This window comes from Streptomyces sp. ITFR-16 (assembly GCF_031844705.1).
In the GTDB taxonomy this organism is placed as follows: domain Bacteria; phylum Actinomycetota; class Actinomycetes; order Streptomycetales; family Streptomycetaceae; genus Streptomyces.
In genome coordinates, this window is the sequence record NZ_CP134609.1 from 1,927,563 (window position 1) to 1,940,226 (window position 12,664).

Here is a 12,664-nt window from a genome sequence, read left to right on the forward strand (position 1 = left end):
CTCCGGGGGTCCCGGCGGGTGGCCGCCGTCTCACTCGAAAGGGTTAACCGCGTGCCCCTGCCACCGGCCTCAGGCACGCTCGAAGCGGTACCCCATCCCGGGCTCGGTGACGAAGTGGCGGGGGTGCGAGGGATCGGCCTCCAGCTTGCGCCGCAGCTGGGCCATGTAGACCCGCAGATAGTTGGTCTCGGTGCCGTACGAAGGACCCCAGACCTCCTGGAGCAGCTGCCGCTGGCTGACGAGCCGGCCGCCGTTGCGGACCAGGACCTCCAGCAGATGCCACTCGGTGGGCGTGAGCCGTACGTCGCGTCCCTCGCGGTGGACCTTCTTGGCGGCGAGGTCGACGGTGAAGCCCGGCGTCTCCACGATCACGACCTCGTCGCCGCCGTCCTGGCCGACGGGCTCGGCGCGGCGCACCGAGGCCCGCAGCCGGGCCAGCAGCTCGTCCATGCCGAACGGCTTGGTCACGTAGTCGTCCGCCCCCGCGTCCAGCGCCTCGACCTTCTCGTCGGAGGAGTGGCGGGCCGACAGGACCAGGATCGGAACCCGGGTCCAGGCACGCAGCCCCCTGATCACGTCGACCCCGTCCATGTCGGGCAGCCCGAGGTCCAGCACCACGACGTCGGGGTGGCGGGCGGCGGCGAGCTGGAGGGCGGTCGCCCCGTCGGGCGCGGCGTCCACCTCGTACCTGCGCGCCTTCAGGTTGATCACGAGGGCGCGTACGATCTGCGGCTCGTCGTCCACCACAAGCACCCGGGTCATCGGGATCCTGCCTCTCTGCTGTACGTACGTCCGCGGAGCGCTCCGCGGATCATGAGGTGACCCGCGCCGGCAGGCCGGGGTCGGCGGGGACGTATCCGGACGCGGCCCTGAGGGTCAGGACCATGGTGAGGCCGCCGCCCGGGGTGTCCTCGGCGTCCAGCGTGCCGCCCATGGCCTCGGCGAAGCCGCGGGCCACGGCGAGGCCCAGGCCCACCCCGGCGCCGCGCGGGGCGTCGCCGTAGCGCTGGAAGGGCTCGAAGATGCGCTCCTTGCCCTCGTCGGGGACGCCGCGCCCCCGGTCGACGACCCGGAGTTCGACGCGGGCGCCGAGGGCGCTGGCGGCCACGGTCACGCGGTCCGCCCGGGGGCTGTACTTGACGGCGTTCTCGACGATGTTGGCGACGGCCCGCTCCAGCAGCCCCGGGTCGACCGCGACCATCGGCAGCGTCTCGGGGATGTCCAGGTCGACGCTGTCCTCGGGGACCCCGCCCAGGGCCATGGGCACGACCTCGTCGAGGTCGATCTCGCGGATCAGCGGGGTGACCGTGCCGGTCTGGAGGCGGGACATGTCGAGAAGGTTGCCGACCAGGTGGTCCAGGCGGTCGGCACCGTCCTCGATGCCTTCGAGGAGCTCGGCCTCGTCGTCGTCGGACCAGGCGACGTCGTCGGAGCGCAGGGAGCTGACGGCGGCCTTGATGGCGGCCAGCGGGGTCCGCAGGTCGTGGCTGACGGCGGCCAGCAGCGCGGTCCTGATCCGGTTGCCCTCGGCGAGCCGCCGGGCCTCCTCGGCCTCGTCGACCAGGCGCTGGCGGTCCAGGACGACGGCCGCCTGGGCGGCGAAGGCGCCGAGCACCCGCCGGTCCTCGGCGGGCAGCACCCGGCCCGACAGCGCGAGGGCCATGTGGTCGCCGACGGGCATGTCCACATCGGCGTCCTCCGGCCGGGCGACCGGGGCGGGCCCCACGCTCCCGGCGCACGTCCACGGATCGACGTCGCTGCGCCGTTCCAGCAGGGCGACGGACTCCATGCCGAAGGTCTCGCGGACCCGGTCCAGGAGCGCGGCGAGCGTGGTCTCGCCGCGCAGCACGCTGCCGGCCAGGAACGACAGGATCTCCGACTCGGCGCGCAGCCGGGCGGCCTGGTGGGTACGGCGGGCCGCGAGGTCCACGACGGAGGCCACCGCGAGCGCCACCGCGAAGAAGATCACGATGGCGACGAAGTTCTCGGGGTCCTGCACGGTCAGGGTGTGGGTGGGCGGGGTGAACCAGTAGTTCAGGAGCATCGAGCCGACGGCGGCCGACGCGAGGGCGGGCAGCAGTCCGCCGATCAGGGCGGCGGCGACCGTCATGAACAGGAAGAGCAGGACGTCGTTGGCGAGCCCGGGGCCGCTGTCCAGGCTCTTGAGGAGCAGGGCGAGCAGGGCGGGGCCGCCCACGCCGACCGCCCAGCCCCAGATGATCCGGGCCCGGCCCAGCCGGGCGCCGCGCGCGATGGGCAGGCCCCGGCCCTTGGCGACCTCGTCGTGGGTGACGATGTGGACGTCGAGGTCGGTGCCGGACTCGCGGGCGACGGTGGCGCCGACGCCGGGTCCGTAGATGTACTGCCAGGCCTTGCGGCGGCTGGAGCCGAGGACGATCTGGGTGGCGTTGACGCCCCGGGCGAATTCGAGGAGCGCCGAGGGTATGTCGTCGCCGATGACGTGGTGGAAGGTGCCGCCCAGGTCCTCGACCAGGGTGCGCTGGACGGTCAGCTCCTTGGGCGAGGCGGACGTCAGTCCGTCGCTGCGGGCGATGTAGACGGCGAGGATCTCGCTGCCGGAGCCCTTGGCCGCCATCCGGGAGGCGCGGCGGATGAGGGTGCGGCCCTCGGGTCCGCCGGTCAGTCCGACGACGATGCGTTCGCGGGCCTGCCAGGTGGTGCGGATGTTGTGCTCGCCCCGGTACTGCTGGAGGTATTCGTCGACCCGGTCGGCGACCCAGAGGAGGGCCAGCTCGCGCAGGGCTGTGAGGTTGCCGGGGCGGAAGTAGTTGGACAGCGAGGCGTCGATCCGGTCCGGCTTGTAGATGTTGCCGTGGGCCATCCGCCGGCGCAGTGCCTGGGGCGACATGTCGACCAGTTCGAGCTGGTCGGCGCGGCGGACCACCTCGTCGGGCACCGTCTCGCGCTGGCGTACGCCGGTTATGGACTCGACGACGTCACCGAGGGACTCCAGATGCTGGATGTTGACGGTGGAGACCACGTCGATCCCGGCCTGGAGCAGTTCCTCGACGTCCTGCCAGCGCTTGGCGTTGCGGGAGCCCGGCACGTTGGTGTGCGCGAGCTCGTCCACCAGCACCACGGCCGGGGCGCGCTCCAGGACGGCGTCGATGTCCATCTCGGTCAGGACGGCGGACCGGTATTCGATCGTGCGCCGCTCGATCTGTTCGAGGCCGTCCAGCAGGGCCCCGGTGCGCGGGCGGTCGTGGTCCTCGACGAAACCCACGACGCAGTCGGTGCCCCGCTCCACACGGCGGTGCGCCTCGGAGAGCATCGCGTACGTCTTGCCGACGCCGGGTGCCGCACCGAGGTAGATCCGAAGTTTGCCGCGCGCCATGGCCTCATTGTCTTTCCGGAACCGGGCCGCGTTGGCGGAAGCCGGTGGCGGCCGATGCGGCAGCCACTGTCGAAACTACCTCGTGAATTTCCGGCATATCGGGCGAGGGGTGCGGCTGGGGTCCGTATTGACGTAATTCTGATGCCCCGACCCAGGGGGCCGGGGGCGCGTCAGTGCTCGATGATGTGCCCGTCGCTGAGCTCCAGCACCCGGTCGGCGAGGCCGAGCAGCTGGGCGTCGTGGGTGGCGACGAGCGCGGTGACGCCCTCGCTGTGCACGACGGCGCGCAGCAGCTCCATCACCGCGAGGCCGGTCTCCGCGTCGAGCTGGCCGGTCGGCTCGTCGGCGATCAGCAGGGCGGGCCGGTTGGCGAGCGCCCGGGCGATCGCCACGCGCTGCTGCTGGCCGCCGGAGAGCTCGCCGGGCCGCTGGGCCGCGTGGTCGGCGAGGCCGACGAGGGACAGGAGCAGCGACACCCGCTCCTCGCGCTCGCGCGGATCGGCCTTGCGCAGCCGCAGGGGGACGCCGACGTTCTCCGCGGCGGTCAGGATCGGGATCAGGCCGAACGACTGGAAGATGAAGCCGATCCGGTCGCGGCGCAGCTCCAGCAGCCCGTTCTCGCCGAGCGAGGAGAGGTCGGTGCCGTCCACCGTGATCCGGCCGCTGTCGGGGCTGTCGAGCCCGCCGACCAGGTTGAGCAGGGTCGTCTTGCCCGAGCCGGAACGGCCCTTGAGGGCGACCAGCTCCCCGCGCGGCACTTCGAAGGACACCCCGCGCAGCGCGTGCACGGCGCCGGCTCCGGAGCCGTAGGAGCGGTGCAGGTCCTCGATCCGGACCATCGGCCGCTCGGCGACGGCCGTGCCGCTCTCCCCGCCGGTGGCCGCGGCGGCAGTGCTCTCGGTCATGTCGCTCCCCGTATGGCTCGGTCTGTCGGCCGCCAGTATGTGCATGCGGCCCGGGGCCGGGCAATGCCCGGGTGCGGCGGCGGGGCCGGACCCGGGCGGGGAGAGCGTTCAGTGTGCCCGGGCGTCGCTCACCAGCTGGCGCAGGGCGATGTTGAGCCGCAGGACGTTGACGCGGGGTTCGCCGGCGAAGCCGAGGACGCGGCCGTCGGTGTGCCGGTCGACGAGCCGGGCGACCTGCGCCGCGGGGAGGTGGTTGCGTACGGCGACGCGGTTGACCTGGAGCCGGGCGTACGCCGGGGAGATGTCGGGGTCGAGGCCGGAGCCTGAGGAGGTGACGGCGTCGGCCGGCACCTGGGAGGGGCTGACGGGGTGGCCGGGGACGGAGTTGTCCCTGACGACGGCCGCCTTGGCGGCGGTGACCCAGTCGATGAGTTCCCGGTTGTCGCCGGAGCGGTTGGTGGCGCCGGAGAGGATCAGCGCGTACTGGGTGTTGACGCTGTTGGTGCCGAGGCCGTTGGAGGGGCGGGGCTGGAACCATCTGAGGTCCGGGGCGGCGGTCTCCTGGCCCTTCTTCAGCGGCAGGTCGTAGCGCTGGCCGATGAGGGCGGAGCCGACGACCTTGCCGTTCTCGGTGATCTCGGAGCCGTTGGCGCGCCCGGGCATGAAGGCCTGGGCGGCGCCGGTGACGGCGAGCGGATAGAGGACGCCGCAGACCAGGGTGAGGGCGAGCAGGGCGCGCAGCCCGGCCCCGAGCAGCCGGGCGGAGTTCCGTACGGAGTTGTTCATGGCGGGTCAGCCGATTCCGGGGATGAGGGAGAGAAGCAGGTCGATGATCTTGATGCCGATGAACGGGGCGATCAGGCCGCCGAGTCCGTAGATCCCGAGGTTGCGCCGGAGCATCGAGTCGGCGCCTCCGGGGCGGTAGCGGACGCCTCTGAGGGCGAGCGGGACGAGCGCGACGATGATCAGCGCGTTGAAGATCACGGCGGACAGGATCGCGGACCGGGGCGACGACAGGTCCATGATGTTGAGCCTGTCCAGGCCCGGGTACACGACGGCGAACATCGCGGGGATGATCGCGAAGTACTTCGCGACGTCGTTGGCGAGGGAGAACGTCGTCAGGGCGCCCCGGGTGATCAACAGCTGCTTGCCGATCTCCACAATCTCGATCAGCTTGGTCGGATCGGAGTCCAGGTCCACCATGTTCCCGGCCTCCTTGGCGGCCGAGGTCCCGGTGTTCATCGCCACACCGACATCGGCACGGGCGAGCGCGGGGGCGTCGTTGGTGCCGTCGCCGGTCATCGCGACGAGCTTGCCGCCGGCCTGCTCCCGCTCGATGAGGGCCATCTTGTCCTCGGGAGTGGCCTCGGCGAGGAAGTCGTCGACGCCCGCCTCCTCGGCGATGGCCTTCGCGGTCAGCGGGTTGTCGCCGGTGATCATGACCGTACGGATGCCCATCCGGCGCAGTTCGCCGAACCGCTCGCGCATGCCCTGCTTGATGACGTCCTTGAGGTGGATGACGCCCAGGACCCGGGCCCCGCGCCCGTCCTCCTGCGCCACCAGCAGCGGGGTGCCGCCGGCCTGCGCGATGCGGTCGGTGAGCGTCCGCGCGTCCGGGGAGACGCTGCCGCCCCGCTCCTGGACCCAGGCGACGACCGATCCGGTCGCGCCCTTGCGGATCCTGCGCCCTTCGACGTCCACGCCGGACATCCGGGTCCGGGCGGTGAAGGCGACCCACTCGGCGGCCGCGAGTTCGCCCCGGTGGCGTTCGCGCAGGCCGTACGCCTCCTTCGCGAGGATCACCACGGAACGGCCCTCGGGCGTCTCGTCGGCCAGCGAGGAGAGCTGGGCGGCGTCCGCGAGTTCGGCCTCCGTGACGCCCTCGACGGGGAGCAGGGCCGCGGCCCTGCGGTTGCCGAGGGTGATGGTGCCGGTCTTGTCGAGCAGCAGGGTCGAGACGTCACCGGCGGCCTCGACCGCACGCCCGGACAGGGCGAGCACGTTGCGCTGCACCAGCCGGTCCATGCCGGCGATGCCGATCGCGGAGAGCAGCGCTCCGATGGTGGTGGGGATCAGGCAGACCAGCAGCGCGACCAGCACGATCATGGACTGCTCGCTGCCCGCGTACACCGCGAAGGGCTGGAGCGTGACCACGGCCAGCAGGAAGATCACGGTCAGCGAGGCCAGCAGGATGTTGAGCGCGATCTCGTTGGGGGTCTTCTGCCGGGCGGCGCCCTCCACCAGAGCGATCATCCGGTCGATGAAGGTCTCACCGGGCCTGGTGGTGATCTTGACGACGATGCGGTCGGAGAGCACCTTCGTCCCGCCGGTGACCGCGCTGCGGTCGCCGCCGGACTCCCGGACGACCGGGGCCGACTCGCCGGTGATCGCGGATTCGTCGACGCTGGCCACGCCCTCGACGACGTCTCCGTCGCCCGGGATGATGTCGCCCGTCTCGCAGACCACCAGGTCACCGATGCGCAGTCCGGTGCCGGGGACCCGTTCCTCGTCCGTTCCGTTCAGCCGGCGGGCGACCGTGTCCGTCCGCGCCCGGCGCAGGGTGTCGGCCTGGGCCTTGCCCCGGCCCTCGGCGACGGCCTCCGCCAGATTGGCGAAGACGGTGGTGAGCCAGAGCCAGCCGGTGATCGCCCAGCCGAACCAGTCGGCCGGATCGAGCGCAGCGAGCACGGTGGTGAACACCGAGCCGACCAGCACCACGAACATCACCGGTGACTTGACCATCGCCCTCGGGTCGAGCTTGCGCAGGGCCTCGGGGAGCGCGGCGAGCAGCATCCGGGGATCGAACAGCCCGGCCCCCACGCGCCCTGCGGAACCGGACCCGGCCGGTGTGCCGCTGTGGGGTGCGCGGGCGGGAGTGACGGTGGACATCGCGTCCTCGTGTTTCGTACGGAGGTTCATGACGCCAGCCCTTCGGCGAGCGGTCCCAGGGCGAGGGCCGGGAAGTAGGTCAGTCCGGCGATGATCATGACGGTGGCGACGAGCAGTCCGCTGAAGAGCGGCCGGTGGGTGCCGAGCGTGCCCGCGGTGTCCGGTACGGGCCGCTGGCCGGCGAGCGAGCCGGCCAGGGCCAGGACGAACACCATGGGCAGGAAGCGGCCGAGCAGCATCGCGAGTCCGATGGTGGTGTTGAACCACTGGGTGTCCGCGTTGAGCCCGGCGAACGCCGAGCCGTTGTTGTTGGCGCCGGAGGTGTAGGCGTAGAGGATCTCGGAGAAGCCGTGCGCCCCGGTGTTCGTCATCGAGTGCGCGGGGGTCGGCAGGGCCAGCGCCGCGGCCGTGAAGCCGAGCGCGAGGGCCGGGGTGACGAGGAGGTAGCAGGCGGCGAGCTTGATCTCGCGGGTGCCGATCTTCTTGCCGAGGTACTCCGGCGTACGGCCGACCATCAGCCCGGCGATGAACACCGCGACGACCGCCATGATCAGCATGCCGTAGAGCCCTGAGCCGACACCGCCGGGGGCGATCTCGCCCAGCTGCATGCCGAGCATCGTGATGCCGCCGCCGAAGCCCGTGAACGAGGAGTGGAAGGAGTTCACCGCCCCGGTCGAGGTGAGTGTGGTGGCCACCGCGAAGAGGGACGAACCGGCGACGCCGAACCGTGTCTCCTTGCCCTCCGTCGCACCGCCGGCGATCTCGAACGCGGGCCCGTGGTGGGCGAATTCGGTCCACATCATCAGCGCGGTGAAGCCGAGCCAGATGACGGCCATCGCGGCGAGGATCGCGTACCCCTGCTTCAGGGAACCGGCCATGCGGCCGAAAGTGCGCGTCAGGGCGAACGGGATGACGAGGATCAGGAAGATCTCGAACAGGTTGGACAGCCCGTCGGGGTTCTCGAAGGGGTGGGCCGAGTTGGCGTTGAAGTAGCCGCCGCCGTTGGTGCCCAGCTCCTTGATGGCCTCCTGGGAGGCGACCGCCCCACCGTTCCACTGCTGCGTACCGCCCATGAACTGCCCGACCTCATGAATGCCGGCGAAGTTCTGGATCGCGCCGCAGGCGACCAGCACGAGCGCGCCGAGGACGGCGATCGGCAGCAGGATGCGCACGGTGCCGCGCACCAGGTCGGACCAGAAGTTGCCCAGTTCGCCGCTGCGGGTGGCGGCGAAGCCGCGGACGAGGGCCACCGCGACGGCGATGCCGACGGCGGCCGAGACGAAGTTCTGCACCGCGAGGCCGCCGGTCTGCACGACGTGGCCCATGGCCTGCTCGCCGTAGTAGGACTGCCAGTTGGTGTTCGCGACGAACGAGGCCGCCGTGTTGAACGCCTGGTCGGGGTCGATCGAGGAGAAGCCGAGCGACCCGGGCAGTCCGCCCTGGAGCCGCTGGAGCAGATACAGGAAGAGGACGCTCACGGCGGAGAAGGCGAGGACTCCGCGCAGATAGGCGGGCCAGCGCATCTGTGTGCCGGGGTCGGCGCCGATGGCCTTGTAGATCCACTTCTCGGCCCGCAGATGGCGGGGCGAGGTGTAGACGAAGGCCATGTAGTCACCGAGCGGGCGGTACGCCAGGCCCAGCGCCACGACGAGCGCGAGGAGCTGGAGGACGCCTGCGAGGACGGGGCTCATAGCGGGCTCAGAACCTCTCCGGGTACAGAAGGGCGAGGACGAGGTAGCCCAGCAGGACGGCGGCCACGACGAGGCCGGCCACGTTTTCGGCGGTCACAGCTTCGTCACCCCCTTGGCGACGAGTGCCACCAGCGCGAAGACCGCGATCGTGGTGACGACGAAGGCCATGTCGGCCATCGGATGCTCCCGGTTGAGGTGCGGATTTCTCGGACCTCTTGAGCAAACCTCTCGCCGGCGCCGCTGTGACCTGCGTTGATGCCTTCCTTACGGGAAGGGGCCCGGCCTTGACGGCGCCTGTACGTGCCCCATACGCGCCCCGTACGGCCCGCCCCACGCAGAAGCCGGTGGCCCGTACCCCCGGTAAAGGGGATACGGGCCACCGGCTTCGTGCGAAGAGGTACGGGTGCGGGTCAGCGCACCTCGGTGATCTCGGGGCCGCGCTGCAGGCCCGCCATGCCACCGGAGAACTTCGAGCCCTCCTGCTCCTCCTGCTGGACGCCCTCGGGAACCATCTGGGCGTCGTTGGGGAGCTTGAGGACGATCGGGTCGCGCGGGGCCATCGGGCCCTCGCCGCGGACGACCACGGTGTCGCGGAAGACCGTCTCCAGGAGACCGGCGGCCTCCGGCTGCACGGCACCCTGGCCGGAGATCACTCCGCGCAGGAACCAGCGCGGGCCGTCGACGCCGACGAAGCGCACCAGCTGCACGCCGTTCGTCCCGTCGGGGAGCTGTACGGGGACCTGCGCGCGCAGCTCCCAGCCCAGCGGGCCCTCGACCTCGTCGATGATCCCGCCCTGCTGGGTGATGCCGGAGGCGATCTCCTCGCGGACCTCGCCCCAGATGCCCTCCTTCTTGGGGGCGGCGAAGGCCTGGAGCTGGATCGCGCTGTCGCGCAGCACGACGGTGGCCGCGACGATCGCGTCACCGGCGACCTCCACCCGCAGCTCCATGCCCTCGACGCCGGGCACGAAGATGCCGCCCAGGTCGACCCGGCCCTCGCCGGGCTGGGACACCTCGTCGATGTCCCACGGGCCGTCGGGCCGCGGCGCCGGCGGAAGATTCGTCCGGCGCGATCCGCCCTCGGCGTCATCGCGCTCGTCGACGACCTGCTCGGCCTCGCGCGCTTCGTCCGCCGTGTCCTCGGCGGAACCACTGTTCTTGCGACGTCCGAACACGTCACTGTCCTTCCCGGTCGGATTCGACCGAAGCGTAGCTGTTCCCGCCCTGGGGAACCCCGCCCCGGACGCCATCAACATCAACGGCGGCATGACCGCCGGTGGACCCGAAGCCCCCTTCGGCCCGCGCCGAACCGGGAAGCTCCGACACTTCGTGGAAGCGCACCTTCTCGACCTGCTGAACGACCAGTTGGGCAATCCGGTCGAACCGCTCGAACCGCACGGACTCGCGCGGGTCGAGATTGATGACGATCACCTTGATCTCTCCACGGTACCCGGCATCCACCGTCCCCGGGGCATTCACCAGGGCGACTCCACAGCGGGCGGCGAGGCCGGAGCGGGGGTGCACGAACGCGGCGTACCCGTCGGGCAGGGCGATCGAAACCCCGGTGGGCAGTACGGCGCGCTCCCCCGGCGCCAGCTCGGCGGCCTCCGTGGTCACGAGATCGGCCCCGGCGTCGCCCGGGTGCCCGTAGGCCGGGATCGGCACATCGGGGTCGACCCGGCGGATCAGGACGTCGACAGGGTGGCGCATCAGGGGTTCACCTCGAAGGCGCGGGCGCGCTTGACCTGGTCGGGGTCGGCCATCGCCGCCTGGATCTCGGCCGGCCGGCCGTTCTCGATGAAGTGGTCGACCTTGACCTCGATGAACAGGGCCTCCGCACGGACCGCCACGGGCCCGTCGGGGCCGCCGATCCGGCCGGTCGCGCGCGAGTAGATCTTCCGGCCGTGCACGGCGGTGATCTCGGCGTCGAGGTGGAGCACGGTGTCCACGGGGACGGGGCGGACGAAGTCGGTCTCCAGCCGTCCGGTCACCGCGATCACCCGCAGCAGCCAGTTCAGCGAGCCGAGCGTCTCGTCCAGCGCGGTGGCCAGCACGCCGCCGTGCGCGAGTCCCGGGGCGCCCTGGTGGGCGGCCTGCACGGTGAACTCGGCGGTGACGCAGACGCCCTCGCCGGCCCGTGCCTGGAGGTGCAGCCCGTGCGGCTGCCCGTCGCCGCAGCCGAAACAGTGTTCGTAGTGCGCGCCGAGGAGTTCGCCGGGGGCCGGGGCGTCGGGGTGCCGGACCGGTTTCACCGCGTCGGCCGGGGGCTTCAGAGCCGCAGATGTTCCACTCACAGGCGCAGACCTTACCCGCGCGGCTACCCGCAGGTCGCGCCGTGCCAAGCTTGGGTCCATGCAGCCTTCCGCCCCGCCGTTCGACGAACGTCTCACCGCGCCCCGTTCCTGGTGGCTCATCGCCGTCCTGGTCGGCGTCGCGTGCGCCCTGATGCTGCTGCCGCTGGGCACCCTGCCACTGCTCGCCGGGCTGGCCGGCGGCACGGCGCTGTCGGCCGTCGCGGTGAGCGCGTACGGCTCCGCCCGGATCCGGGTGGTGGCCGGGGCGCTGGTGGCGGGCGACGCGCGGATCCCGGTGTCGGCGCTCGGCGAGGCCGAGGTGCTGGACGCCGAGGAGGCGCGCGCCTGGCGCTCGTACAAGGCGGACGTGCGGGCCTTCATGCTGCTGCGCAGCTACATCCCGACAGCGGTGCGCGTGGAGGTCACGGACCCGCAGGACCCGACGCCGTACGTCTATCTGTCGACGCGCGATCCGAAGGCCCTGGCCGCGGCGCTGAAGGCGGCCGTCTCCGCCTAGGGCTCCCGGGCCGGAGGCTCAGGAGGGGCGGTCCCGCTCCTCCGCGTCCTCGGACGTGACCTCGTAGGGCAGCTCCGGGTGTTCCAGCGGTGGCAGTTCCGGGAGGTCGTCCCAGGAGATCTGGTGCTTGCGCAGGTCCTTGCGGACCCGCTCGGCGAGCTTCTTGGTGTCCCGCCGGTTCATCATCGCGCCGACGGCGGCGCCGATCATGAACGGGATCAGGTTGGGCAGATCGCGCACCGTGCGTTTCATGATCTGCTGGCGCAGTTCGCGCTTCATCTGTCCGCCCAGCGCCGCGTTGACCGTGGTCGGCTGGCTGACGTCGATGCCGCGCTCCTCCGTCCAGGAGGTGAGGTAGGCGGTGGACCGCCTGCCGATGCCGCCCGGCGGGCGCTGCCCGTAGACCTCGTGGAGTTCGGCGACGAGCTTCATCTCGATGGCGGCGACGCCGGTGATCTCCGCGGCCAGCTCGGCGAGCATGGCGGGCGGGACGGGCATCATGGCCGCCGCACCGATTCCGGCGCCGACGGTGGCGGTCGCCCTGCCCGCGCCGGCGACGAGCCGGTCGGCGAGCTCCTCGGGCCCGAGACCCGGGAACTGCTTGCGCAGGGTGGCGAGGTCGCGCACAGGGACGCGGGGAGCGATATCGATGATCAGGTCGGCGATATGACCGATCGCGGCCTTGGCGCTCTCCCCGCCCTTGCGTACGCCCCGTTTCACTGAATTCAGACGGCCTGCCCCGGTCACGGGCTCCGTCCTGTCGACCTGTTCGGCCCCATCGGCCGTGTCGACCCCCGCAGCTGCCCGGTATGCCTCGACAGCTGCTTCGACTGCTTCGAGCGAGGCCCGCTGGCCTCGCTCGTCGTCCTGTCCGCCCGGCGAGGGTGGCAGGGCGGACCGCTCGGCAGGTGCTGTGACGCCTTCTGCCGGGCCTGTACCGCCCTGTTGCGCCTCCGACGACTTCTTGCCCCGGGGGCGCCGCTTCCGGAACGGTGAGTCCCCTGCCACGGCCG

At 71.7% G+C, this 12,664-nt stretch carries 12 protein-coding genes; 1 reads left to right on the top strand and 11 read right to left on the bottom strand.

From position 1 onward, the window contains the following. Positions 1–69: 69 nt before the first annotated feature. From RLT58_RS08515 to RLT58_RS08560, 10 genes are all read right to left on the bottom strand, one after another. Positions 70–762 carry a response regulator gene (locus RLT58_RS08515; RefSeq protein ID WP_311309796.1) on the bottom strand — a complete coding sequence of 231 codons (693 nt, stop codon included), beginning with the start codon at positions 760–762 and terminating at the stop codon, positions 70–72. A gap of 49 nt (positions 763–811) precedes the next feature. After that, the gene (locus RLT58_RS08520; protein ID WP_311309797.1) at positions 812–3,355 is read right to left on the bottom strand and encodes an ATP-binding protein; all 2,544 of its coding nucleotides are present in this window, start codon (positions 3,353–3,355) and stop codon (positions 812–814) included. 170 nt (positions 3,356–3,525) lie between these two features. Continuing rightward, positions 3,526–4,260, bottom strand: coding sequence for an ABC transporter ATP-binding protein (locus RLT58_RS08525; RefSeq protein ID WP_311309798.1), 735 nt, complete (start codon positions 4,258–4,260; stop codon positions 3,526–3,528). Positions 4,261–4,368: 108 nt separating this feature from the next. Continuing rightward, positions 4,369–5,046: a potassium-transporting ATPase subunit C gene (locus RLT58_RS08530; protein WP_311309799.1), complete on the bottom strand. Its 678-nt coding sequence runs from the start codon at positions 5,044–5,046 to the stop codon at positions 4,369–4,371. A gap of 6 nt (positions 5,047–5,052) precedes the next feature. Beyond that, entirely contained in the window at positions 5,053–7,179 is a 2,127-nt protein-coding gene (gene kdpB / locus RLT58_RS08535) for a potassium-transporting ATPase subunit KdpB (protein WP_311309800.1), read from the bottom strand. Next, positions 7,176–8,840, bottom strand: coding sequence for a potassium-transporting ATPase subunit KdpA (gene kdpA, locus RLT58_RS08540; protein ID WP_311309801.1), 1,665 nt, complete (start codon positions 8,838–8,840; stop codon positions 7,176–7,178). The genes kdpB and kdpA overlap by 4 nt, the downstream gene beginning before the upstream one ends. Positions 8,841–8,847: 7 nt before the next feature. Next, complete coding sequence (gene kdpF / locus RLT58_RS08545) at positions 8,848–8,937, bottom strand: K(+)-transporting ATPase subunit F (RefSeq protein WP_311309802.1); 90 nt, start codon at positions 8,935–8,937, stop codon at positions 8,848–8,850. A gap of 313 nt (positions 8,938–9,250) precedes the next feature. Continuing rightward, entirely contained in the window at positions 9,251–10,015 is a 765-nt protein-coding gene (locus tag RLT58_RS08550) for a DUF3710 domain-containing protein (protein WP_311309803.1), read from the bottom strand. Position 10,016: 1 nt separating this feature from the next. After that, complete coding sequence (dut, locus tag RLT58_RS08555) at positions 10,017–10,550, bottom strand: dUTP diphosphatase (RefSeq protein ID WP_018520583.1); 534 nt, start codon at positions 10,548–10,550, stop codon at positions 10,017–10,019. Then, on the bottom strand, positions 10,550–11,134 hold the full coding sequence (locus RLT58_RS08560) for a PaaI family thioesterase (protein WP_311309804.1): 585 nt from the start codon (positions 11,132–11,134) through the stop codon (positions 10,550–10,552). Before RLT58_RS08560 ends, dut begins: the two co-directional genes overlap by 1 nt. Positions 11,135–11,192: 58 nt before the next feature. On the opposite strand from RLT58_RS08560, the gene RLT58_RS08565 reads away from it, so the two are divergent. Further along, positions 11,193–11,651: a DUF3093 domain-containing protein gene (locus RLT58_RS08565; protein WP_311309805.1), complete on the top strand. Its 459-nt coding sequence runs from the start codon at positions 11,193–11,195 to the stop codon at positions 11,649–11,651. A gap of 18 nt (positions 11,652–11,669) precedes the next feature. Here the strand turns inward: RLT58_RS08565 and RLT58_RS08570 are convergent, their stop codons facing one another. Further along, entirely contained in the window at positions 11,670–12,659 is a 990-nt protein-coding gene (locus RLT58_RS08570; RefSeq protein WP_311309806.1) for a hypothetical protein, read from the bottom strand. Between the last annotated feature and the right edge of the window lie 5 nt (positions 12,660–12,664).

Excerpts from the sequence above, each read along its gene's own strand:
- RLT58_RS08525 (WP_311309798.1), bottom strand. The coding sequence starts at position 4,260 with ATGACCGAGAGCACTGCCGCCGCGGCCACCGGCGGGGAGAGCGGCACG.
- RLT58_RS08520 (WP_311309797.1), bottom strand. The coding sequence starts at position 3,355 with ATGGCGCGCGGCAAACTTCGGATCTACCTCGGTGCGGCACCCGGCGTC.
- dut (WP_018520583.1), bottom strand. The coding sequence starts at position 10,550 with ATGCGCCACCCTGTCGACGTCCTGATCCGCCGGGTCGACCCCGATGTG.
- RLT58_RS08530 (WP_311309799.1), bottom strand. The coding sequence starts at position 5,046 with ATGAACAACTCCGTACGGAACTCCGCCCGGCTGCTCGGGGCCGGGCTG.
- kdpA (WP_311309801.1), bottom strand. The coding sequence starts at position 8,840 with ATGAGCCCCGTCCTCGCAGGCGTCCTCCAGCTCCTCGCGCTCGTCGTG.
- RLT58_RS08515 (WP_311309796.1), bottom strand. The coding sequence starts at position 762 with ATGACCCGGGTGCTTGTGGTGGACGACGAGCCGCAGATCGTACGCGCC.
- RLT58_RS08565 (WP_311309805.1), top strand. The coding sequence starts at position 11,193 with ATGCAGCCTTCCGCCCCGCCGTTCGACGAACGTCTCACCGCGCCCCGT.
- kdpB (WP_311309800.1), bottom strand. The coding sequence starts at position 7,179 with ATGAACCTCCGTACGAAACACGAGGACGCGATGTCCACCGTCACTCCC.